Below are 22,139 nucleotides of genomic sequence, written 5' to 3'. Positions count from 1 at the left end.
TCTGTAAAGAGAAGCACTTTTTTTGTAAAGTTTTGCATAAAATGCCAAGTCTATAACGATGTTTTACAATCCAATCTGACCTAACTTCCATCCCCCATTTAACTATGGGGTTTTCCCTTTGTTCTCTTCGATGACTGATTCAGCTAAAAATCACGAGCGATCGCCTGATAATAACTGATAAAGTTGAGCTACGCAAAGTTGAAAACAGTGTTATATGCCTGGGTTTCTATTAGAAGTTGGTACAGAAGAACTACCTGCAAGTTTTCTCAGTGATGCTTTAGTGCAATGGCAGGAACGCATTCCCCAAAGCCTGGAAGCAAACAGTCTCAAGGGCGAAAGTGTCCAGGTGTACGGTACTCCCCGGCGGCTGGCGGTAGTAATTCAAGGTCTACCATCACAGCAACCAGACCGAGAAGAAGAAATTAAAGGGCCTCCCGCCCAAGCTGCCTTTAAAGATGGTCAACCGACAGCAGCAGCAGCAGGTTTTGCCAAAAAGCAAGGTGTGGAACTAGATTCGCTGTTCCTTCGCCCCACTGACAAAGGGGAATTTGTCTTTGTGCAAAAAAGAATCCCCGGTCGTCCTGTGGCGGAAATTTTGACAGAACTAGTTACCCAGTGGATTTGGGGTTTAGAAGGTAAGCGGTTGATGCGTTGGGGGAATGGGGATGCGAGGTTTTCTCGACCAATTCGTTGGCTGGTAGCTTTGTTAGATGAGACAGTACTGCCTTTAGAATTAGTTAATGGTTCTAAAACGATTCAGAGCGATCGCATTTCTCAAGGTCATCGGGTGTTACATCCTGAACCTGTGACAATTGCCCAGGCTACTGATTATGTTACCGCTCTCAAGTCTGCTTATGTCACCGTCGATCCAAAAGAACGGGCAAATCTGATCGAAGAACAAGTAAAGGCAGTCGCAGAGAATTTAGGCGGGTATACAGTAATTTACCCCGATTTGTTAGCGGAAGTAACCAACCTTGTAGAATGTCCTTCCGCAGTTGTTGGTAAATTTGAACCAGAATTTTTAGAATTACCAACTGAAGTAATTACTGAAGTTATGGTTACTCATCAACGCTATTTTCCTGTATTCAAACCAGGGAGTTTTGAGCAAGAATTATTGCCCAATTTTATCACTATTTCTAACGGCGATCCCAAAAAATCAGATATTGTTGCTGTCGGGAATGAAAGGGTAATTCGTGCTAGATTAGCTGATGGCAGATTTTTCTATGAAGCCGATTTAACTAAGCCAATAGAAAGCTTTTTACCCCAGTTAGAAAAAGTCACTTTCCAAGAAGAATTGGGTTCGGTACGTGCCAAGGTAGATAGAATAGTTAAAATCGCCGAGCAAATTAGTAGCCAATTAGAATTAGCGGAAAATCAAAGCCAAAGAATCCAACGGGCTGCTTTATTATGTAAAGCAGATTTGGTAACACAAATGGTGTATGAATTCCCCGAATTGCAAGGAATTATGGGAGAAAAATATGCCTTAGCCAGTGGTGAAGATGCCGAAGTAGCAAAGGCAATTTATCAGCATTATTTGCCAACGGGAGCAGGTGACAATTTACCCGAAACACTCATAGGTCAAATTGTCGGTTTGGCTGATCGATTGGATACCTTGGTGAGTATCTTTGGTTTAGGTTTAATTCCCTCTGGTTCATCCGATCCCTTTGCTTTGCGTCGTGCTGCTAATGCCGTAGTTAAAATTACTTGGTTTCATAATTTACCAATAAATTTAGATGATTTATTGGCACAAATAGCAACAGACTTTGCAGCCAAATTTCACAAAGATCGGGCATCATTAACCACAGCGTTACAAGAGTTTTTCTTGCAACGTATCCGCACTTTACTGCAAGAAGAAAAGCAGATAGATTACGACTTAGTAAATGCCGTTTTAGGAGAAAACGATCCAGAATACACAGAACGGACATTAAAAGATTTATTGGATGTCCGCGATCGCGCCTTATACTTACAACAAATCCGCAACGATGGTACTTTAGATAACATCTACGAAACCGTTAACCGTTCCACACGATTAGCCGCTCAAGGTGATTTGGATACAAAACAGCTAGAACCAACAACTGTAGTTCGTCCAGAATTATTCCAAAAGCCCTCTGAGAGCGCTTTGTATCATGCCCTAATCGAATCGGTACCGCTTGCCTCAGCAGCACAGCAGACACGAAATTATCAACTGTTAGTAGCAGCATTAACAAAAATTGCTCCGGCAGTTAGTAGCTTCTTTGATGGGCCAGATAGCGTTTTAGTTATGGACTCCGATCCAGAAATTAAGCGGAATCGGTTACACTTACTGGGATTAGTTCGCAATCATGCCCGTGTTTTAGCTGACTTTGGTGCGATCGTCAAAAATCTGTAGCGTAGGTTAACAAAAACCTGTGTAATTTTTGCCAAGAAACGCTAGTATAGGGAGTGCTTAACCAGGGACACTCTGCTGCAATCTATGCCTAGAGCTACTGTTATTGGATTGGGAAAGTCCGGTGTTGCTGCGGCGAGATTGTTGAAAAGGGAAGGTTGGGAGGTGGAGCTGAGTGATGGCAACACCTCCGAAACCCTCCTAAAACAACAACAAGAACTCGCTGCCGAGCAAATAACCGTTAAACTAGGACAATCCCTAGAATTGAATGCTGCTAATTTACCCCAATTAATAGTCGTTAGTCCTGGCGTGCCTTGGGATATTCCCGTATTAATTAAGGCGCGCCAATTAGGTATTGAAACCATTGGGGAAATGGAACTCGCTTGGCGAAATTTACAATCGCTACCTTGGGTAGGAATTACTGGCACTAACGGCAAAACTACTACCACGGCTTTAATTGCTGCGATTTTCCAAGCAGCAGAATTAAATGCACCTGCGTGCGGTAATATCGGCTACGCTGCTTGTGAGGTTGCCCTATCTCAGGCGGGCAGAGGTGAGGAAACTCCAATTCAAAATCCAAAATCTAAAATCCAAAATCATGTTGATTGGGTGATTGCGGAAGTTAGTAGCTATCAAATAGAATCTTCGAGTTCTCTTGCTCCCCGGATTGGTGTTTGGACAACTTTTACACCAGATCACCTCAGTCGCCATCAGACTTTGGAAAACTATTACAACATCAAAGCCAAGTTATTACGTCAGTCTGAGTTGCAAGTGTTCAATGGTGATGATGCCTACTTGAGCCAGCTAGGTTTAAGTGCTTGGCCTGATGCTTATTGGACAAGTGTGAAAGGAAAAGATTTTCTGATTAGTGAAAAAGGCTTTTACATCGAAGACGGCTGGGTTGTGGAAAAATTGACTGCAACCTCTGCACCAGAACCGATTGTGAAGGTATCTAGTTTGCGAATGGTGGGAGAACATAACCAGCAAAATCTTTTGATGGCAGTAGCAACAGCAAGATTAGCAGGAATTAATCGTGATGCGATCGCACGGGGAATTCGAGAATTTCCTGGTGTTGCTCATCGTTTGGAGCATATCTGCACATGGGAAGGTATCGATTTCATTAACGACAGCAAAGCTACTAACTATGATGCTGCTGAAGTTGGTTTAGCATCCGTTAACACACCAGCAATTTTAATTGCTGGCGGAGAAGCCAAAGCAGGTGATGATACTGGCTGGCTAGCACAAATTCAAACCAAAACTGCTGCTGTGTTATTGATTGGATCTGCTGCGCCCGCATTTGCCAAACGTCTGCAAGAAGTGGGATATCATAGTTACCATATTGTGGAAACTATGGAAAGGGCAGTTCCCAAGTCCGCAGAATTAGCCAAGCAGTATCAAGCGCCTGTGGTGTTGCTATCTCCGGCTTGCGCGAGTTTTGATCAGTACCCGAATTTTGAGGTGCGGGGCGATCGCTTCCGTCATCTATGCCTTGCTTGGGCGGGAGGCTGGAAACCTGCTATATCTGAGCTTACAGAGTTTGAAAGCTCTAGTCAAGAGTCCATAGTTCAAAGTCGATAAGCATTAAACGAACCACAGAGGCGCAGAGAAGCCAGTGCGTTGGGCGGGTTTCCCGACTTGTTCGCGCAGCGTCTCCCCTTGGGAGAAGCAACTGGCGCGACGCAGAGAAAAGAAAGAGAAGGAACAAATTGCTTAACTGAACTGTATTGAGGTATAAAGCCTGTTTTATATCATGTCCGGTAAATTAGTTTTGATATATCATTGCGAACAAAATGAAAATGAAGTGCAGCGAACGCGAGTGCGTCTCGTAGAGAAGCAATTGCAAGGGTGTTGGGATTGCTTTGTTTAGCTCGCAATGACAAGTGTTTAACCGGAGATGATATTTATTACTTCTGTTAGCGTAGCGGGGCGTAGCCCATTCTGACTCCTGAATTCTGTTGTATTTGATAAGTCAGGGATCTGTAACTTTCAATTCTCACAAATCAAATAAGAATGTTTTCTTCTCTGACAACAGAAAGAAATACAAAAGCCTCCAGGAGAGTTTCATTTTTCTCCGAAGACAGCAAAATTTTTTCATGCAATAAGAAAAATTCACTGATCATATTGTAAATTTTTGTAAATTTGATGTCTTCAAGACTAGAAACCTGATATCTAGATAGCTAAACTAACAAACAGTGCATCTGTACTGTTAATTATTAAAACGTAGATGTGGCGCTATAGCCTGAATGATCCCAGTACAACTTATCCTCAAAAACTTTCTTAGTTACCGTGATGCAACTTTAGATTTTGGCGGTTTGCATACGGCTTGTATTTGTGGTTCCAATGGTGCGGGTAAATCTTCTCTTTTAGAAGCAATCACTTGGGCGATTTGGGGTGAAAGCCGCGCCACTGTTGAAGATGATGTGATCTATTCTGGTGCGAAAGAAGTTCGGGTTGATTTTACTTTTCAAAGTAACCAGCAAAAATATCGGGTGATTCGTACCCGAATTCGGGGAGGTACTAGCGTTCTTGAATTTCAAATAGAAATACCATCTGGGTTTCGCTCACTCACTGGCAAAGGGGTAAGAGCAACTCAGGATTTGATTTTAGAACACATCAAGCTCGATTATGATACTTTTATTAATTCTGCCTACTTACGTCAAGGTCGTGCAGATGAATTCATGCTCAAGCGTCCCACAGAACGCAAAGAAATTTTAGCGGAGTTGTTGAAACTCAATCAATATGATGATTTGGAAGAACGGGCTAAGGAATCTTCTCGTCAGTTTAAAGCACAGGCGCTAGAGTTAGAGCGTTCTTTGGATTCGATTAAAATTCAGTTGCAACAACGCGAGACAACCCAAGCGCAAAGAGTGGAGTTAGAAGCCGAACTTAACCAACTGCAACAGGTGCAAGCTTTTGATAATATTCAATTGCAAAATTTGCAAGTTCTCCAGCACCAGCGCCAAAATTGGGAACAACAACTCAATTTTGTAAAGCAGCAATACCAAAATCTTACTCAAGATTGCGATCGCCTCCAACAAGAACAATCAGCTATTGGCTCTCAACTAGCAGATTTAGAAAAAATCTTACACCAAGAAGCTGAGATTAAAGCTGGATACTCCCAATATCAAAGTCTCCAATCTCAAGAAGAAGCTTTTGCTGTCAAATTTGAAGAATACACCCGCGCAGGGCAAACTCGCCAACAAAAGCAACAACAGCTTACCAAACAAATTCACGAAATCGAACGGCAACTGCAACAAGCCCAAGCGCAGCTAGAAGCTTTGCAACAACAAGAGCGAGATATTCAGCAAACTCTAACTAAATCTGGTGAAGTAGAAGCCGCTTTGTCACAACTAGCCGCAGCCCGTCACCATCTTACTCGTCTCGATCAACTGCAAATGCAAGTTACTCCCTTGTTGCAACAACGAGCAACTTTACAAAGCCAACTCGATCGCACTCATGCAGGTTTAGTAGCGCGACTCGAACAACTCCAAAGTACTGAGAATCAATTACAACGCCAGCACCGCCGCCAACCGCAACTACAGCAAGCGGTGATGGATGTGGCAATTCAGATTGAGGAACTGGAGAAAAAGCGGGTTTATCTGCAACGAGTCCAAGAAAAAGGGCAAGAAAGGCGGCATTTTATCGAACGTCTGCAAGCTCATCAACGGGATTATGAAAAACTGCTGGCAGAATTAGAGCAGAAATTGCAAATGCTCCAAAATCCTGAATCACTTTGTCCATTATGTGAGCGTCCTTTAGATGAACATCACTGGAGTCGGGTGGTGGAAAAAACCCAAAGTGAGTTAGAGGATACTCAAGGGCAGTTTTGGGTAGTGCGGGAACAAATGGCTGTATCTGACAGAGAAATTCAGGTACTTAGGCAGGAATATCGTGATATATCCCAACAGTTGGCGGGTTATGATGGTTTGCGCGAACAAAGGGGACAGTTAGCTGCACAATTAGAAGCGACAACTGATGTGCAACAACAGTTACAACAAATTGCGGCTGAAAAACAGCATTTAGAGCGATCGCTCCAAGCTGGTGATTACGCTCCCGATAAACAAGCCGAACTCCGGCAGCTAGATCAATATCTGCAACAAGCTAATTATAATGAACAAGACCACGCCTTAGCTCGGAGCGAAGTTGAGCGGTGGCGATGGGCAGAAATTAAACAAGGGCAAATTAAAGATGCGACTAAGCGACAAGCGCAACTATTAGCCCGAAAACCAGAACTACAAGCTAGTATTGCCCAATTACAAGCCAGAATCCAGCAAGATCAGATTGATTCTGAATGTGCTAAACAAATCGCGGCTCTTGAGCGTCACATTGCCGAAATCAATTACAGTTCTGAACAGCACAACAACTTGCGTATAGCTGTAAAAAAAGCTCAATCTTGGCATTTGCGGTATCAACAACTGCTATCAGCCCAGCAGCAGTATCCCCAACTCCAGACGAGGTTGCAAGAGTTAGAGGAATCTAAAACCGCCAGATTAACCGAGCGACAAAAACTCGGCGGACAAATTGAAAGTATTATCCAGCAACTACAAGCAACAGCTAACCCATCTGCCCAAATTCAAACTTTAGAGCAGCAGTTAGCAATCCGCAGACGGCAACTTGATGAGCAAATTACAAAGTTGGGGCGTTTAGAACAACTGGCGCATCAACTGGAAACGCTACAAATTCAATACGAACAACAGCAGCAGCAATTACAATCTTGCAAGCAGGAATATCGTGTTTATCAGGAATTAGCGCAAGCTTTTGGTAAAAATGGTATCCAAGCACTGATGATTGAGAATGTGTTACCACAACTGGAAGCTGAGACAAACCAACTACTTTCGCGGTTGAGTGGGAATCAGTTTCATGTACAATTTATTACTCAAAAAGCTGGACGCAGTGCGAAATCAACCAAGAAAAATGCCAAGTTGATAGACACCTTAGATATTTTAATCGCCGACTCTAGAGGAACGCGATCTTATGAAACTTACTCAGGTGGTGAAGCCTTTAGAATTAACTTTGCCATCCGTTTAGCTTTGGCAAAATTATTAGCGCAACGGGCGGGGGCGGCGTTGCAATTGTTGATTGTGGATGAAGGTTTTGGTACACAGGATGCTGAAGGATGCGATCGCTTGATTGCCGCGATTAATGCGATCTCTTCCGATTTCGCCTGTATCCTCACCGTTACCCACATGCCCCACCTCAAAGAAGCCTTCCAAGCCCGGATTGAAGTGAATAAAACGCAAGAAGGTTCACAGTTGAGCTTGTCAATTTAATTGTATTTTACCCGTGCATCAAGACCTAATGAGCGGAGCTTTTTCGTTAGCGTTTCGGCTTGGGCGCGATCACTAAATGCTCCAGCATTCACATAATCCCCTAGATTGGATTGCTCGGCGATCGCACTGGGTATGTATTGTTGCACTTTGCTCAGAGTATCATTACTAGAAATAGGAATTATTACTCTGTAAGGATTATTAGCAACCAATGTGTTGCCATTCGTAACAGGTACTACATAGTCATTATTAGGAGGTAGAGGTAATGCATAGCGATTATTATTCTCAGTATAATTGCCCCCATCTGAACCATTCAACCCTAATGCTTCCCAAGTTTGCCAATCTACATTTCCAGTAGAATTAATTCGAGAAGATTGCTGGAATGCCATCACAGATTGTCTGGTGTAATCGTTGAAAAGTCCATCAGGATTAGTATTAGAGAAACCCAACTGTCCCAAACGCTCTTGAACTAATCTGACATTTTCGCCGCGATCGCCTACAGTTAGATAATTTCTACCTGCTTGTAGAGTCCCACCTGTAGAGACTCTACGCACTGAGTCCAAAACTTGGGCATTGGCGATGCCATCAACAGGTAGTCCATTATTTCGCTGGAATTTGATCACAGCATTTTTAGTTATTGGGCCAATAGTCCCAGTAGGATTAGTATTAAAATAACCTAGCTGTCGCAAACGCACTTGTAGTTCTCTCACTTGTTGAGTAGAAAGACTCAATGATCTAGACGTTCTAGAGGATCTAGCTTGATTTGGAGAGGAACCCAGTAATGCATTCCAAGTTTGCCGATTTACAATTCCGTTAGCAGCTATACCATAATTTCGCTGGAATTTGATCACAGCATCTCTAGTCTTTGGGCTAAAATTCCCATTGGGATTAACATTCAAGTAGCCTAACTGTCGCAGACGCTGTTGTAACCTTGTGACGGCTGCACCAGTTTTGCCTTGAGAAAGAACAGGATATTGACCAACTGCCGAGCGCGATGCGCCAGCTATATTTCTATTAGAACTTCTACCTTGACAGGCTCGTTGCAAGGCTCGTTGAGTACTAATACCCAAAACTCCATCAGCAGATATTCTATTAGCTTGCTGGAATTTGATCACAGCATTTTGAGTCAAGGCAGCAAACTTACCTGTCACCGGGCCATTAAAATAGCCTAATTTTTTTAAACATCTCTGGCTACTGCTAACTTCCGGCCCATTACTTCCTATTTTCTGAAGTGCTAAAGCTTGCCCAGCAATACTCACAAGCCCAGTAATCAGTGCCACAGACAAAAAACGCATTGCAGCACCGGTTGATAACTTTTTCCAATTTAAAAATTTGAAATTAACTACGATAGGAACAACCTTAATGCTTTCGGATGCCTCGTAGACTGAGGCGAGCTTGATTAAATAGTTAGCTAGCCCTGTTTTCACTTGCTTTTTCAAGTTAGATGACTATAAAAAAGTATACCACTTTCTCTATGTAATAACTACTTTTCGTATGATTCTTTACAAGTAAGTGTCTTGGGGATGAGGGAGATGAGGGAGACAAGGGAGACAAGGGAGATGAGGGAGACAAGGGAGACAAGGGAGATGAGGGAGATGAGGGAGACAAGGAGATAAACAAAACTCTTAACTCTTGGAAAGACTTGGATTTTTCGCGTCTCTACTCCTAACTCCTAACTCAGCACGGGCTAAACGCCCCGCTACCGCTAACAGCACTCCTAACTCAGCACTCCTAGCGCCCAAAGCTATTGTCCATCAACTTTTTCAGTATTACCTGCTTTCACCCAACCTTCTTGTTCGCTACCTTCCAAACGGATCTTTTGCCAAGCTTTATCATCGCTTTCTGACAAAATAATAATTTTTTGATTAAAACTAACTCCACCAATCTTTTCGGCTTCTTGATTTGGTTGCGATCGCAAACTCAAGCCTTCAGCCCAACTAACACGCCCTTTGTAAGCTCCTGATGGCAATGGTTTTGGTGATGGGGTAGCCTTTGGTGATTCTGTAGGAGTAGAGGTTGGGCTTGGAGATGATTGAGCCTGAGTTCCAGATGTCAGGGTAGATTTACCTCCTCCAGGCTCAGTTGCTTTTGGAGCTTGGGCTTTAACCGAGGGACTATCGTTGGAAAAAACTGGTTTAGCAGGGGGTATACCAGTACGATTCATAAAGTAGAGTGCAACTGCAACACCGCCACCTACTAAAACAGCGATCGCTAAGAAAAACCCCAGTATAAACTTTGTAAAGCCAGACAACATAATTAAAACCTGATTATCAAGAGTCAAGGGTGAAGGGGAGCCAGTCACGTGCTTCTTGTCCTCCTATTGAAAGGAGTGCCGTTAGAACTGACTCTCAAGGATTACAAGTAGAGAAGCAAGTAACCCATCAAAATCAAAAGTCCATAATAATTGATCGTTAACTATGGACTTTTGATTAATTCATTATTGTAGCTATGCTGAATAGACATCTGGTGAAATTAAATATGCGTTATCCAGAACCCTTGTAGAGAAGTAGTAGTGCTACATCTCTACGTTTTTTTTCGGGTTCACGTATTACGCCGGAGGCGTTCGCTCAAAGGACTGTGTTTCGATGCTAAACGCGCTCTCCCAGCTGCTGCCCATTCTTGGAGTTGCTGAATTTGCTCTACAGCAGTTCGCGCCAAGGGGATGATCTGACTTGCTGCTTCTAAAATGTCGTCGTTAGCAAAGTCGCGGTTTTGGCTAAATCCAATATGCATCGCTTCAATTAAAGTTTGTTCAATCTCTGCCCCAGAAAAATCGGGTGTTTCATAAGCTAGCCTGTCGATGTCATAACTTTTTAAGTTATGGGGGCGCAGTCGGGATAAATGAACATCATAAATTGCTTTTCTCTCTTCTTGAGTGGGCAATCCCACAAAGAAAATTTCATCAAATCGACCCTTACGCAGCATTTCCGGCGGTAAAGCTTGGATGTCGTTGGCGGTAGCGACGACAAACACGGGTGAACTTTTTTCGGCTAGCCAGTTAATAAAAGTGCCAAACACACGGCTGGCTGTTCCGGCATCACCTTTACTACCAAGTCCAGCAAAGGCTTTATCTATTTCATCAATCCACAAAATACAGGGAGCGAGGGCTTCAGCTACTTGGATCATTTGGCGAGTCCGAGATTCTGATTCGCCCACCAAACCACCAAATAACCTGCCCACATCCAAACGTAGTAAAGGTAAATGCCAGTGATGAGCGATCGCTTTTGCTGTTAACGATTTACCAGTTCCCTGAATACCCACCAACATTAAACCACGGGGGTGCGGTAATCCGTACTGTCGCGCCTTATCAGTAAATGAACCTCCCCGACGAATCAGCCAGTCTTTCAAGTTATCCAGTCCCCCTATATCAGAAATTTGCTCAGTGGCGGGGTAGAAGTCCAGGATTTGGGTTTGGCGGATAGTTTGACGCTTTTCTTCCAAAACTAGATCAACGTCTTCTGGTTGCAATTCTCCGTGGGTTGCGATCGCTTTTGCCAAAACCCGGCGAATCCGTTCCATCGAAAGCCCTTGACAAGAGCGCACCAAATCATCTAAAACTTTGCCAGAAAGGGAGTTACCAGTACTTTGTAGTAAGCGTTCTATCTCAGTTTTAATTTCTGGGGCGGCGGGTAAGGGAAACTCAACAACTGTCAGCACTTCCGTTAAGTCGTCAGGGATGGCGATGCGCGGTGAGAGTAGGACAATATTTTTTGGTTGCGACTTCAGGAGTCTGGACAGATTGCGAAGTTTGCGTGCGATCGCAACATCATCTAAAAAGCGATGATAGTCTCGTAGAATCAAAACTGCTGGTGCGGAAGCTGGTAATTTTTCGATAAATTCTAAAGCTTGCAACGGGTTACGCCGCCCAAACCCAGCATCATTGGGGTTTCCTTGGTAGCCATCGACAAAATCCCAAGTATACACTGGGCGATTACCCTGGTTGGTTGCTTCTTCCCGGATAGCTGCTTCTACCCGTTCTTCCTCATAGGTGGGAATATAAATTAAAGGGTAGCGGGCGCGTAGCAGCAGTTTAAACTCTTCACGGAAGTTCATATATAGCTGTGGTTATTAGTTATTCTCTCATTGTTCAGCAAAATATTAGGCGAATAGAATTCACTGCTACACAAACAAAGTCCGCCTCCGTGGACTAACGAAAAATCAAGATTTTTATAATACACTTAGAAGTAAACATTTCTGAATTACCTTTTTCGTTCATATCTCGGCTCAATGCCTATTTGCATCAGGTATTTGAGTTTTGATTAAGGCATAATTATGGGGAAAGTGAATCTAGTATCGCTGTCTATGAATCTTCAAAGAGTCACAAGTTTGAATAGGCTGTCTCTTCATGTTCTGGTTGAACAGTCATCCGAGGGGCATTTTATCGCGTCAGTGCCAGAGTTGCCTGATTGTGTAGCCGAAGCTGAAACCCGTTCGGATGCGTTCCCCTTTGGGGTTGCCGTTCGCGTAGCGTCTCTGACAAGAGAAGGCATCGCGGCTGTACAAGAGCAAGTTAGAGTTAGACTGGCAAATATTGAAGTACTGACGTTAGAAGTTGCCAATAATCCTTGGACAGATTTTATTGGGATGTTTGAAGGAGATGACGAGTTTGCAAGTCTTGCTCAGGAACTCCGTACTGAGCGCGAATTAGATATAAATAGCAGGGATGCAACGCCCCGTGCAACGAAGAAATACTAAAGTGCGATCGCACAGTTTGAGGAATTAACAAAAGGGTAGGTCGATGGGTGGCAGTGTCCACCCAATTTTTATAGCTTATGCCATCAGAAACAATTCACCAAGTCTTCATATAATTTTTGATGTAATTACTGAGGGTTTCAAAAATTATTAAGGTCAAGCTGAAAACAGCTAAACAACCCCAAAATATATGTTCCTAAAACAAATTACAGCATTCACTTTAATCTCTGTAATTTTAATAGCTGGTAGTGCCAATGCACAACAAGCTGAAAGATTTTTAAATATGGGTACGAATAAAGCAGGTGACGCTATCTTGCTAGATACGCAAGATATAGAAGGAACTCAATTTAAGCTAATAACGCAAGATGCAAACGGAATACTTCAAGTAACTTTTAACGCTGCTTGTGGAGATTCCCAGCTAACAATGACTCAAATAGAAACTTTTAGCGCGTCAGGGCGACCATTAGAAGAAAGTGAATCAAATAAACAAGTAACTTTCGATGCCAATTCTGCTAGTGGAAAAGGCATGATCTATGTGTGCAGGAAAATACACGCAAGAGGTTGGTAGAAATGCCTGTAACCTTTGCACAGCAGTTTTATTGGACTGGTATAGCTTATAAAAACAACAACAGTGATCGCTTTTGATTGTCCCCGCACAGCGAAAAAGACTGTAACCCTTGCATAGCAGGTTTATTGGGTCACTTTCTCCCTGATTTGTAGCTACCTCTCAGTTCTGTGCAGATTTTTTTCATCTAGAAATACTCTCAACTGCATACTGGATAAAGGTTACAACCTGCATTAGTTATGCAATTTTTCTTATAAATAAATACAAGAACACCTGCATGGGGGGATGGTAGTGCGATCGCAGAGTTCGAGGAACCAACCAAAGAGTAGGTTTATGGGTGGCAGTGTCCACCCATTTTTATAGCTTATGTAAATTGAAAGCCGTTTATCAAGTCTTTATTAATTTGTGATGTAATTACCGATGCCTGACTAAAACAGAAAGGTCAAGCTGAAAACAGCTAACATCAAAATTATATTTATCAAAAATGAAAACGTTAATATTTTTGTGCAATGACAATTCTGAAATTGACATCCGTGATGACATAAAAGAGGCAAAGAAAGAAATTACTTCTGGAGAATTTTATTATACTACGTGGAGTTGCGGAAATAATACTAAGATTGAAGTTGGAGATAAAGCTTATTTTAAACGCACAGGCAGTAGACCGCACGGCTTTTTTGCTGCTGGTAAAGTTGTTGCCGCACTTGATGAATGGCAGTTAAGAAAACAAAATAATTATAATCATCTAAGTGAAGCCTATTTAAATACCTTCTATGGAAACAGCTTTATGGTAGTTGTTGAAATAGATTCTATTGTTGATTTTGATCAGCCTTTAGAGCAAGAAACATTAATGCGTATGCCTCAGTTCAGGGGAGCTAATTTCACATTTATGCAGGGAGGATGCAGGTTTGATGAAAGATTTTGTGAAAGTTTAGATTCGGCTTGGGAAGCCCATTCGATGCCTCTTTCGAGGAGAGGATATGGTAAGCGTTTAGTTGATATTTTCTGCGACAAGGGCAAGAAGCACAAGGATGAGAGGAACTATCAAGATGCTATTGAAGCATACAATCAGGCACTTGATATTCAGCCCGGATATTCAAAAGCCGTTAATGCAATGAGGGAGTCTGAAAGGTTACTGCATAATCAAAATACGAGAAAAGTATCTGAAATCAAAGAAATAAAACCTGATAACACCTCTGAGGAATCAGAATATTCAAACATTTCAGACTCTAGTAATGAAAGTGAAACTATTCAAACCACAAGTATAGTTCAACTTCAAAAGGAAGAAGAACAAAAAGAAGAAACGGCTTCTCTAGGTGCTGGTTTTGGCAATTATAAAAAAAATAAAGAAGTTGAGAAAGCCGCAATTGATTTTGTACAAAAACAGTATGATGGCTGGAATATTCTATCTGTTGAAAGAGATAAAGTAGGTTACGACTTAACTTGTACTAAAGATTCCATAGTCAAAAATGTTGAAGTAAAAGGCGTTTCTGGAGGAGAACCAGCTTTTATAATTACTGCCAACGAAATTGAGCAGGCAAATAAAAATCCTAATTTTGTGCTTTGGGTTGTGACTTCAGCACTTAATAGCCCAAAAGGACACTGTTGGACTGGATGTGAAATGTTGTCTCGGTTTGAGCTAAAACCAATTCAATACATGGCTAGATTACGTCCAATATTTATTTAGAGTTGAAAAGGAGCGAGGTTGTTATGTTTAATTATGACCACCTGCATTAATTGGGCAGATTATACCTGCAAGAGGTCAACGTGCTGCAAGCATAAGCAGATTTAATCAGCCAACGCTATCATGCGGGTTGTAGCAATCGCAATTGATAAGTTGGAATTGATGAAGTGCGATCGCCATCGCGTCGCCAACGGACTTACAATACTTTGGGTCAGTAGTTACACGTTTGTCAGAAAAGCTGTTTCTGTGATTGGGTTTTAGATTTAGTAAGGTAGGATGTATATACTCAAGTAAGGAATCCTTACATTTGATAGCAAAGGCTAGGAGTCAAGTCATGCTCGCCAAGTTAACTTCTAAAAATCAACTAACGCTGCCTAAAAGTATTACTCGTGAAATCGGTGAGGCTGAGTATTTTGAGGTAAAAGTGGAGGGTGGGCAAATAATTCTGACTCCTGTAAAAATTCATCGGGCTGATGCGGTTCGATCTAAGCTGGCGGATTTAGGACTGAGTGAGCAGGATGTGGCTGATGCAGTGGCTTGGGCGCGTCAATCGTAATGGTTTGTCCACGGGCGGTAATTGATACTAATATTATCATCTCGGCGCTGATATTTGGGGGCAGAGTATCTAGGCTTCGTTTGGCATGGCAGGACGATCTCTTCACTCCACTGGTTTCTAAAGCGACAACAACTGAGTTAATCCGAGTGCTGGCTTATCCAAAGTTTAAGCTCACGCCAACTGAGCAAGAAGATTTACTATCGGATTACATACTCTTTTGTGAAGCTGTAGCGATGCCCGACCGCTTGCCTGTAATTCCTGAATGTCGTGATCCGTTTGATGTGCCTTTTTTACTTTTGGCTGTGGTAAGTGAGGCTGATTATCTCGTGACCGGCGATCGCGATTTACTCAGTCTAAAAGATAATTTTTCTTGCCCGATTATCACGACTGAAGATTTTCTAAATGTTATTGATGGTCAGTCACCCTAATTTTTCCGGTGATGCCTTGTAAAAGTGGTATTTGTTGCCATAAGTTTTCCCACTGCTTACCGAAGTCATCTACATCACAGAATATTTGTGTAATGTCGAGCCGAGATACAATAGTAGACATAAACTTTGCGATCGCATCTTACAAACCTCATATATTTGCCACCCATGCTGTCTCTGTCGAGTTAATATTCCCGAAAGCGATGCCTAGTTTGGTAAACTACGCACGGGCGGGAAATCACAGAATTTGAGGCATAAGCAATAAGCTACGATCCCGGAAGTTGCTTTTTCAGTGCTTCCAGAGAAGCCCAACGGTTATCAACTGGAGTTTCAGAACTATCAGAAGTATCAGGACTATCAACAGTACTACTTACAGGAATACCTGGACAATTGCGATCGCATAATTGGCGCTGCGGTATTGCTAAACACATCTGCTCATACAACCATTCGTTGGGATAAAAATAACCATCTGGCGGTAGGGTTTCTAGCAAATCTTCCAGAACTACTTCCCTTTCTAAGGGCAAGTCATTTGGCTGATTTGCAGTTTCGTCTAACCAGATGATTTCCTTCGTATCAAGCCCTAAACGGCGATTGTATTGCTGCAAGCAACGGTTGCAGGTACAAGTAATAATTGTTTCTGCCTGACCGGACACTTCCAGATAATTGCCATGATGCTGCACGCGCAGATGACCGCGAACTGGTGTTAACGTTTCCAAACCAGGCAGAAATTCCTCAACTTGAACTTCCTCTGTTCGCTCCGATGCTCTAATTAGCTGCGGAATATAAATTGCGTCCATAGGATTTGTGAGACATCCTCACTAAAATTTATCTTGATTACCAGTAATTATACTGATGTATTTTATCTCTTAAGAACAAGAGAAATTTTGAAATTATATGGTTATGAGTTTTCAATCAACTCCTAACTCATAACTTCTAACTCCTAACTCCTTCCAACGAAGCTGGACAGACAACCAGATGACGATGTGGCTCTTTACCGCGGCTGAAGGTTTCTAAATCTCCAAATTCCTTCAAGAAGGTATGGACTTGACGACGTTCAGCAGAACTAAGAGATTTAATTTCTACTTCTCTACCAGAAAAGCGCACTTCATCGGCTGCTGCTTCTGCTAATGCGCGAATTTCGGCTTCTCTTTTGACCCGGTAGCCATTCAACTCAACAGTGTAAGAGGCTTGTTCTTCGGAGGGTTGGCTGAGGTTTAGAACCGAATTTGCTAAATACTGAATTGCATCTAACACGGAACCATCAGCACCAATTAACACCTGAATTTGTTCTGAGGTCAAATTGGTTTGGTCAATAGTCAACCAGTAGTTATCTGGTTCTGGGGAATCGCCCTCTTGAGATTGGGCAGTTTCTAAATGACCCTGAATCTCAGTAGGTATCCCAGTGAGTTCTAGCAGAGTTTTTAACCACTGCTGACCTCGCTGCATCGGAATGTCGCTCATGATCCCCCTGTCGCCTTTTTCTTGGCACTTTTTGGTTCAAACGGCAATGCTTTTTGTTCTGTGACTACTGCTTCTTTCTCCTGGGTTTCTACGATTTTTTGCAGTTCCTCCGGTAGAGGTTCGCGGGAGAGAAGATAAGTTTGTGCAGTCTGGAAAATATTACCTATCACCATATACATCAGTACCCCGGCTGGTAGGGGGAAGAACAAGAACATCCCAGAGAAGATGACGGGGGTGATTTTGTTAACTGTATCTTGCTGCGGATTGCCACCACTGGAATTTTGCCCGGAAAGCATTTGGCTAACATAAAGGCTGATCCCAAAGAAGACGATCATGGCGACAATATCCCAGTGGATTGTGCCATCTGGATCTTGTGCGCCAACCCTGCCTAAAGCATCAATAAATAGAAAGCCTTTTTCTGCTGCTAATCCTGGAATTGTTCCTTGAATGGTGACATCTCCCGGTTGCAAGGCTTCTACATTACCCTGGGCATCAATTTTTATCCTATCTTCACCTTTGGTAATTTTCCAATCAGGAACCAGCTTATTTTCTGGATGTTCTGCTAAAAGTACCTGAAATGGCTTACCCTCAACAGTTTGATACTGTATCTTGGTTTGTTCTCCCACCGCGAGTTTGTTACCACTGGGAATGATGGCAGCTACTTTAACGTGTTCCCCATCAGCAACGTAAATATTTTGAGGTGCAGTGGCAAAAGCTTGCGGTTGAATTTGTTCGATTTGTTCTGCGGGAAGAATTTGCAGGTTAACGCTGTAGTTTGCACTTGCAAAAGGCGAACCCCGCAAGGTGGCGAACAGGGCTAACAAAACTGGCATTTGTACTAGTAATGGAAAACAGCCTGCCAAAGGGTTGCCAAATTCTTTTTGGACATTAACCATTTCCTCCTGCTGCTTTTGCGGATTATCTTTATAGCGCTCTTTGACTTCTGCCATCCGCTTCTGCATTAGAGGTTGTACAATTCGCATTTTCCGCATATTGCGAATTGAGCCAGCACTCAGGGGATAGAGCGCAAAGCGGACTATCAAGGTCAAAGCAACGATCGCTAATCCGTAGCTAGGCACTATACCATAGAAAAAATCTATGATTGGCAGCATCACGTTGTTCGAGAGAAAGCCGATACCAAAATCCATTATTCTGAATTCAACCTGAGGTACTGTAAACTGAATCTAATTTATCTAAATACATGATTTGTCGGCGACTATCTTTCGCTACGGATAGCCGCACATTTTGAGTGCTGAGTGCTGAGTGCTGAGTTAGGAGTTTTGTTTATCTCCTCATCTCCCTGCCCACTGCCCCGCTCCCCTGCTCCCTCATCACTTGTTAGCAACGGCGACATATTCGGGATTTTTCGCGGCAATTCTTTCGTTGATGTAGTCATAGACTTCCCGAAAATTGGGAATTGCACGCAATTCGAGACGACTGCCGTTTTTTAGGGTGATCGCCATATCTCCCCAAAAGCCAATGCCACGGGGGACTTTGACAATTTTGACAATTTCTGAATAAATTATGTCAGTGCGATCGCGCCCCTGCCAACCTCCAATCACAGTAATTCGGCGATCGGTGATGCGAAAACGCAGCCACAATGCCCTGACAATTGCCCCGACTGCTAATGGTAGCCCGACAATGGTTAGGCCAATCAGCAGGTTGACAATTAAATCCCCAATATGGGGGCCACCTTCATAATAAACATCTTCACGAATTCCCATCGAACACCTCAGCTTGTGCCAACAACTGCTCTAATTCTTGCAGAAATTGTGGGCTTACGCACTTAGATTCTGCTGCTGTGGGTTTAACAATGAATACTAGCCGCCATCCTGGTGATAATTTGGGCAGCAAGTTATATAAAGCAGCAGTCATTTGCCGTTTGATTCGGTTGCGAACTACTGCCCTTTTGCTGACTTTTGTGCTAATCGAAATGCCAATCCGCGTGCTGGCAAGATGTGCTGAGTCAGTTACTTGTGTAACCTGGGTGGCAATGTCCAGAGAAGGTTTTGTTGAACATAAGGGCTTTAAGGCTCTCAATGTTAAATAAGAGCCATGTCGCCGGATTCCTTCCCGGAAAACTGCCTGGAAATCCTTTCGGGATTTTAAGCGATTTGCTTTGGGCAAAGCCACAGATGCTCTTTTAGCTTGATATGCCCTAAACAGCCAGACGGTGACGGCCCTTTCTTCTTCTGGCGCTAATTACGTTTCTACCATCTGGTGTCCGCATCCTGGCGCGAAAACCAGAGGTTCTTTTTCTCTTGCGGCTAGTACCGCCCAGTGTTCTTTTCATACTGTTCTCCTCTTAGGTGATTTTTATAAAAACTCACAATCTCTAATTGTATCACTTTATTAGAGAATTGGGAATTGGGCAAAGAAGTGCTGAGTTAGGAGTTAAGAGTTAGGAGTTTTATTTATCTCTTTGTCTCCCTTGTCTCCCTTGTCTCCCTTTGCTCGCCACTTCCCACTCTTAATTGATGCTCACAATCCATGTTCCCATATAGCGCAGTAGTGGCACATCGCCAGGGGATAGCACTTGACAGTTAAAATAGTAAACTCCGCCAAAGGATGGGTTTTTCACGTTAGATAACACTACCTCGACTGCACTACCTGCTGGTACTGGCTCTTGAGGAAAAATATTGATCAGTTTACCTTCTTTGTCCCACTTCACCTCAGAAAGCGGAACTGCTTTGCCTTTGACTCGGACTTCAATTTTTTTCTGGTCAAAAGTTCCTTTGTAATAATCAGGGTAGGTAATGGCAAATTGACCAACTGCCAATTTCATTCTTTTGGCTGGAATTCTTAATATGTAACGATCCCAACCATTTGCTTGTCCACCAAAATCTAACCGGAAGGGTAGTTGATTTTCGGCTTTGACACCGCTAAAGAGGGTAAATCCAGGTAAGCTTTGTGCCAAAGTCAAGGCTGGTAATCCAGTAACCAAAAAGCTAGTCACGGCTAAAGCAGAAAATAAACGTCGCATAATCGGGCTTCCTCTACCAAAATATAAATCTGTTATCTAAAATAACTGTGTGTTAGTATTCTTAACTAAACTTTACTACTGGCTTCCTGACAATGGACGTTTAATTTCAAAAAAAAGTGTCATCCTACCTGAAGTTTAGGCAACAGTAAAATTACTTAGTAGTAAAATAAACGTATATTTAATTTACTTCATGACCCTTATGTAGTCCTGATTTGATTACTAAGTTGGTCAAATTTGAACTAGATAGAAACACAGTTGGGATTGGATTGTGTTTCTAAATATGTATAAGTGTATCTAAATTTGAGAATTTTGTTATAAAAATTGAGGCGCGTCATCAGCGATCGCCACTTAGAATTAGGCTAAATTGATTAAAATAAGTTGGAATCACAGTCGTAATCATTAAAATTTGATTGGGAAATTATCAAGCTTCAAAAATTTGGTCAATATTACTCTATAAGAAAGGAATACCAAAAATTTCTCAATCCCGAAAATAAGCGGAAGATAAAGATGCAAAACTTGGGAATCAATTTAGGATGTGCAATACATAATCCTGTTTGCAACTATCTGAAAATATGACATCTGCGGGCGGCAAAGTGAGGCTTTGCCTGGAGAGCTAAGAGTGGGAGAGGAAAGATTCAAGGTTCAATCTACAAGTAAAATTCATGGCTGATGTTCCTGCCTAAGTATTATGAGTGCGGGACACGCATTATCTGGACAATCGCTTACTTGGCAGAGATTAGGTATTTATCTTCAGGAGATTTCATGAGAATAGCAGTTGCTAAAGAAATTGAAGTTTGTGAACGTCGTGTAGCATTAATTCCTGACACCGTTGCCCGATTGGTAAAACAAGGTTTGGAAGTGTGGGTAGAGGCGGGTGCAGGAGAGCGATCTTTTTTTAGCGATCCTGACTATGAAGCCGCAGGAGCCACAATAATCAGCGATACTGCCAAATTATGGGGCGAAACAGATATTCTGCTGAAAGTCAGTCCACCGCAAGAACGAGAAGATGGACGCTCAGAAATTGACTTGTTAAAGGAAGGGGCTGTTTTAGTCAGTTTCCTCAATCCTTTGGGAAATCCTGTTGTGGCAGAGCAACTAGCAAATCGGAAAGTTACAGCCTTGAGTATGGAAATGATTCCCCGTACCACCAGGGCGCAAAGTATGGATGCTTTGTCCTCGCAAGCTTCATTAGCAGGTTACAAGGCTGTATTAATTGCCGCAGCTGCATTACCGAAATATTTCCCGATGTTAACCACAGCCGCAGGTACGATCGCACCAGCGAAAGTATTTATTATGGGTGCAGGTGTAGCGGGATTGCAAGCGATCGCTACTGCCAGACGTTTGGGAGCAGTGGTAGAAGCCTTTGATATCCGTCCCGCCGTTAAAGAAGAAGTGCAAAGCTTGGGCGCGAAATTCGTTGAAGTCAAATTAGATGAAGAAACCGTTGCTGCTGGCGGTTACGCCAAGGAAATTTCTGAGGCTAGCAAACAACGTACCCAAGAAGTTGTCGCCGAACACATTAAGAATTCTGATGTGGTGATTACTACCGCCCAAGTCCCTGGAAGACAAGCACCACGGCTCGTTACAGAAGAAATGGTGGCACAAATGAAACCAGGTTCAGTAATTGTGGATTTGGCTGCTGAACAGGGTGGTAACTGCGCTTGCACCGAACCAGGTAAAGATATTGTGTGGAACGGCGTGACAATTATCGGCCCCATCAACCTCCCATCATCGATGCCAATTCACGCCAGCCAATTGTATGCCAAGAACGTAACATCGTTGATGCAACTGCTGATTAAAGACAAAGCTTTGCAGGTGGACTTTGGCGACGACATCGTTGATGCAGCTTGCGTTACCCACGCTGGTGAAATTCGCAATCAACGAGTGCGGGATGCGTTACAAGCTTTGAATACTCAACAACCGGCGGTTAATTAGGGAGATGAGGGGGATGAGGGAGACAAGGGAGATGAGGGGATGAGGGAGACAAGGGAGACAAGGGGACAAGGAGATAAACAAAACTCCTAACTCTTAACTCTTAACTCCTAACTCAGCACTCAGCACTCAGCACTCCTAACGCCCAATGCCCACGTATACAAGGAGTTTTGATTTCATGACAGAGGCATTACTTGCTGCTTTGTTTGTAT

20 protein-coding genes and 1 pseudogene are annotated in these 22,139 nt (G+C 42.8%); 10 read left to right on the top strand and 11 right to left on the bottom strand.

Going from position 1 to position 22,139, the window contains the following annotated elements:
• Positions 1 to 214 precede the first annotated feature (214 nt).
• From glyS to sbcC, 3 genes are all read left to right on the top strand, one after another.
• A complete protein-coding gene (glyS, locus tag HWQ37_RS14870) occupies positions 215 to 2,368 on the top strand; it encodes a glycine--tRNA ligase subunit beta (RefSeq protein WP_292748366.1) in 2,154 nt (717 codons plus the stop codon).
• Between the two features lie 84 nt (positions 2,369 to 2,452).
• Positions 2,453 to 3,943, top strand: a complete 1,491-nt coding sequence (murD, locus tag HWQ37_RS14865) for a UDP-N-acetylmuramoyl-L-alanine--D-glutamate ligase (RefSeq protein ID WP_292748365.1) — start codon at positions 2,453 to 2,455, stop codon at positions 3,941 to 3,943.
• 665 nt (positions 3,944 to 4,608) lie between these two features.
• A complete protein-coding gene (gene sbcC, locus HWQ37_RS14860; protein ID WP_292748364.1) occupies positions 4,609 to 7,635 on the top strand; it encodes an exonuclease subunit SbcC in 3,027 nt (1,008 codons plus the stop codon).
• Here the strand turns inward: sbcC and HWQ37_RS14855 are convergent.
• From HWQ37_RS14855 to HWQ37_RS14845, 3 genes are all read right to left on the bottom strand, one after another.
• A complete protein-coding gene (locus tag HWQ37_RS14855; RefSeq protein WP_292748363.1) occupies positions 7,632 to 9,059 on the bottom strand; it encodes a peptidoglycan-binding protein in 1,428 nt (475 codons plus the stop codon). The two genes, sbcC and HWQ37_RS14855, sit on opposite strands and share 4 nt — an antisense overlap.
• Positions 9,060 to 9,376: 317 nt before the next feature.
• Entirely contained in the window at positions 9,377 to 9,886 is a 510-nt protein-coding gene (locus tag HWQ37_RS14850; RefSeq protein WP_292748368.1) for an SH3 domain-containing protein, read from the bottom strand.
• 287 nt (positions 9,887 to 10,173) lie between these two features.
• Complete coding sequence (locus HWQ37_RS14845) at positions 10,174 to 11,685, bottom strand: AAA family ATPase (RefSeq protein WP_292748362.1); 1,512 nt, start codon at positions 11,683 to 11,685, stop codon at positions 10,174 to 10,176.
• A gap of 249 nt (positions 11,686 to 11,934) precedes the next feature.
• Here HWQ37_RS14845 and HWQ37_RS14840 point away from each other — a divergent pair, with 249 nt between their 5' ends.
• From HWQ37_RS14840 to HWQ37_RS14815, 6 genes are all read left to right on the top strand, one after another.
• Positions 11,935 to 12,327, top strand: a complete 393-nt coding sequence (locus tag HWQ37_RS14840) for a type II toxin-antitoxin system HicB family antitoxin (RefSeq protein ID WP_292748361.1) — start codon at positions 11,935 to 11,937, stop codon at positions 12,325 to 12,327.
• A gap of 187 nt (positions 12,328 to 12,514) precedes the next feature.
• On the top strand, positions 12,515 to 12,892 hold the full coding sequence (locus HWQ37_RS14835) for a hypothetical protein (protein WP_292748360.1): 378 nt from the start codon (positions 12,515 to 12,517) through the stop codon (positions 12,890 to 12,892).
• 481 nt (positions 12,893 to 13,373) lie between these two features.
• Positions 13,374 to 14,573: a protein NO VEIN domain-containing protein gene (locus tag HWQ37_RS14830; protein WP_292748359.1), complete on the top strand. Its 1,200-nt coding sequence runs from the start codon at positions 13,374 to 13,376 to the stop codon at positions 14,571 to 14,573.
• A gap of 120 nt (positions 14,574 to 14,693) precedes the next feature.
• Positions 14,694 to 14,831: a hypothetical protein gene (locus HWQ37_RS14825; RefSeq protein WP_292748358.1), complete on the top strand. Its 138-nt coding sequence runs from the start codon at positions 14,694 to 14,696 to the stop codon at positions 14,829 to 14,831.
• Between the two features lie 73 nt (positions 14,832 to 14,904).
• Positions 14,905 to 15,126 (top strand): AbrB/MazE/SpoVT family DNA-binding domain-containing protein, encoded by a 222-nt coding sequence (locus HWQ37_RS14820; RefSeq protein WP_094327679.1) that lies wholly within the window; start codon positions 14,905 to 14,907, stop codon positions 15,124 to 15,126.
• Entirely contained in the window at positions 15,126 to 15,554 is a 429-nt protein-coding gene (locus HWQ37_RS14815; protein ID WP_292748357.1) for a putative toxin-antitoxin system toxin component, PIN family, read from the top strand. The genes HWQ37_RS14820 and HWQ37_RS14815 overlap by 1 nt, the downstream gene beginning before the upstream one ends.
• Here HWQ37_RS14815 and HWQ37_RS14810 read toward each other — a convergent pair.
• The 8 genes and pseudogenes from HWQ37_RS14810 to HWQ37_RS14775 all read right to left on the bottom strand — a co-directional run.
• Positions 15,544 to 15,675 (bottom strand): annotated as a pseudogene (locus HWQ37_RS14810) (IS982 family transposase); the annotation flags it as partial. The gene HWQ37_RS14815 and the pseudogene HWQ37_RS14810 sit on opposite strands and share 11 nt — an antisense overlap.
• A gap of 142 nt (positions 15,676 to 15,817) precedes the next feature.
• Positions 15,818 to 16,348: a YceD family protein gene (locus HWQ37_RS14805; RefSeq protein ID WP_292748355.1), complete on the bottom strand. Its 531-nt coding sequence runs from the start codon at positions 16,346 to 16,348 to the stop codon at positions 15,818 to 15,820.
• Between the two features lie 136 nt (positions 16,349 to 16,484).
• Complete coding sequence (locus HWQ37_RS14800) at positions 16,485 to 17,012, bottom strand: Jag family protein (RefSeq protein WP_292748354.1); 528 nt, start codon at positions 17,010 to 17,012, stop codon at positions 16,485 to 16,487.
• Positions 17,009 to 18,160 (bottom strand): membrane protein insertase YidC, encoded by a 1,152-nt coding sequence (gene yidC / locus HWQ37_RS14795; RefSeq protein WP_292748353.1) that lies wholly within the window; start codon positions 18,158 to 18,160, stop codon positions 17,009 to 17,011. The genes HWQ37_RS14800 and yidC overlap by 4 nt, the downstream gene beginning before the upstream one ends.
• A gap of 183 nt (positions 18,161 to 18,343) precedes the next feature.
• Entirely contained in the window at positions 18,344 to 18,736 is a 393-nt protein-coding gene (locus tag HWQ37_RS14790) for a PH domain-containing protein (RefSeq protein ID WP_292748352.1), read from the bottom strand.
• Complete coding sequence (rnpA, locus tag HWQ37_RS14785) at positions 18,723 to 19,145, bottom strand: ribonuclease P protein component (RefSeq protein ID WP_292748351.1); 423 nt, start codon at positions 19,143 to 19,145, stop codon at positions 18,723 to 18,725. The genes HWQ37_RS14790 and rnpA overlap by 14 nt, the downstream gene beginning before the upstream one ends.
• 25 nt (positions 19,146 to 19,170) lie before the next feature.
• On the bottom strand, positions 19,171 to 19,305 hold the full coding sequence (gene rpmH / locus HWQ37_RS14780; protein ID WP_094350876.1) for a 50S ribosomal protein L34: 135 nt from the start codon (positions 19,303 to 19,305) through the stop codon (positions 19,171 to 19,173).
• Between the two features lie 177 nt (positions 19,306 to 19,482).
• The gene (locus HWQ37_RS14775) at positions 19,483 to 19,995 is read right to left on the bottom strand and encodes a DUF2808 domain-containing protein (RefSeq protein WP_292748350.1); all 513 of its coding nucleotides are present in this window, start codon (positions 19,993 to 19,995) and stop codon (positions 19,483 to 19,485) included.
• A 762-nt stretch (positions 19,996 to 20,757) separates the two neighbouring features.
• Here HWQ37_RS14775 and HWQ37_RS14770 point away from each other — a divergent pair.
• A complete protein-coding gene (locus HWQ37_RS14770; RefSeq protein WP_292748367.1) occupies positions 20,758 to 21,930 on the top strand; it encodes a Re/Si-specific NAD(P)(+) transhydrogenase subunit alpha in 1,173 nt (390 codons plus the stop codon).
• Positions 21,931 to 22,139 lie beyond the last annotated feature (209 nt).

Origin of the sequence: Nostoc sp. NMS4, from assembly GCF_017115095.1 — a bacterium.
Lineage (GTDB): Bacteria > Cyanobacteriota > Cyanobacteriia > Cyanobacteriales > Nostocaceae > Nostoc.
The sequence above is the reverse complement of the archived record's forward strand: the minus strand, read 5'-3'. Positions and strand labels throughout refer to the sequence as shown.